The organism is Pseudomonas cichorii, from assembly GCF_003700275.1.
Lineage (GTDB): Bacteria > Pseudomonadota > Gammaproteobacteria > Pseudomonadales > Pseudomonadaceae > Aquipseudomonas > Aquipseudomonas cichorii_B.
In genome coordinates this window covers 1-1,717 of the sequence record NZ_RBRE01000011.1, presented here as the reverse complement: position 1 = coordinate 1,717, position 1,717 = coordinate 1, and the positions used below count along the sequence as shown (strand labels likewise).

The 1,717-nt window shown below is 48.9% G+C and carries 1 protein-coding gene and 1 pseudogene; both read right to left on the bottom strand.

Annotated elements, in window-relative coordinates:
• Positions 1-410: pseudogene (locus ALQ04_RS02405) on the bottom strand (toxin); the annotation flags it as partial.
• Between the two features lie 154 nt (positions 411-564).
• On the bottom strand, positions 565-1,717 hold a 1,153-nt coding region (locus ALQ04_RS27460; RefSeq protein WP_310886500.1), incomplete at its 5' end, for an RHS repeat-associated core domain-containing protein.

Here is a 1,717-nt window from a genome sequence, read left to right as displayed (position 1 = left end):
AAGGCATCAGATCCACCATAACCAAAGCGTTCGGTGACTTGCGCCTGTTCAGTAATCGCCAGTGGCCGCAATAACTCATCATATTCAATCTGGCGCTGGCTGCCGCGAGCGTCCCATCCATCAATAGCCTGACCCGCTTCACCCAATAAACCAATCCGCCAGCTGGCATCGACGCTGTCGTTGAGCAGTACCTGAGCGCTGAGGCTGTGAATCGTATTGAGGTTGGAATGAGCAAGGCGAGGATCACGCTGACTGGCCAGGCGCCCCATCGCATCATGGGTCTGATAGGTCACCCGCTCATCCATAGGCTGATCCTGCTCACTGCGACAAAACGCAATGCTGCGTATCACCAAACCACGCGGATCGGTGGCAATCACTTTGGGCGTATGTGTATGCAGCGCCATGTTCATTCGCAAGCGTCCTTGTTTGCGGCCTGAAATGAGTTTAGCCCAGACAGACTGGAAAACACTGTGTGGGAGCGGATTCATCCGCGAAGATGGCCTGGTCACGGATCTGTACCCTGGGCGTTCTCATAAGCATCAAACGCCGTGGCTGTCTGTAGTTTTATTGCTGACCTCTAGACTGTTGTGAGAAGTTCTTTTTATACAGTTTATGTAAGCTATACGCCGAAAACATAAGGCTGTCGGCATTATGCGCTGACATTTCAGCGGCGATGTCAGGGTTTCGATTGAATTCATTGATGGCGCTATTTAAGTCGATAATGCTATCTGGATTTGAATGAAGAGATTTTAGGCGGTTTATAAAATTTTCGCTAAGTTGATCGAATAATGAGAAATACTCAAGGTTCAGGCCGCCCCCTGTAATGACTTCGGCAACGGCTTGGTGTGGGGGCTGATTAGTTGTATTTCCACCGCCGATCAGCTTTGAAATATGACGCTCAAACAGATAGTAATAGTCTTTTGAATCAGGTCCTTTTATTGTGCTTCCGCTGACATTTTTCAAGTGAGTCAATTCGTGCCCAAGCACAAGATGTAAGTCTTTTTCGTCCATGTCGTCGAGATCTACAGCTACACGGCCGTGAGGGTCCTCTTTATAGACCAGAGCTTGGGCTTTATATGTGGTAGAGCGGATGCCTATAAATTTTCTTTCCCCAAGCTCTCCTCCATATTCAAAGGTTCGTAAGTAAGTATCCTCCCAGGCCTCTATGACGCTACGGGTGACTTTTTCATGCTGGTAGCCGAAAAAGCTACGCATGGTACGGGTCGTTTCTTCGGGGTGAAATTTGATCATGTACAATGCATGCTCATAAATGTTGTTATCTTTTTTCAAGGCATCTTTCAATATCTGTCTCTGATCATGAGGAAACTCACTCAGCCCACGAAAATAAATGTTGTGCCCAAACACTTCCATAATACGTTCTGAAATATCATCTTTCCCTTCATAAACCCTACCGTCCACATCTGTGTGGGTGATGGGCGCATTGGCGACGAAAGAGAACAGATTGAGCCCGTTTACATTTCCGGCGGGATCAGGATTGATCCAGCGTTGCAACCATGGCGCGTAATAGCGGAATCCGTAGTAATACAATCCGCTCGCGTCCCGCTCCTTGCCTGAGTAACGCACCGTCTTGTACTTCGCCTCCACGGCACTACGTGCCGCCCACCACGCTGTGCCCCCAAACGGATAATAACTTTCCTGGCTGATGAGGTTGCCTTGCTGGTCCAGCTCCAGCGTATTCGACCCGAGATGATCGTTC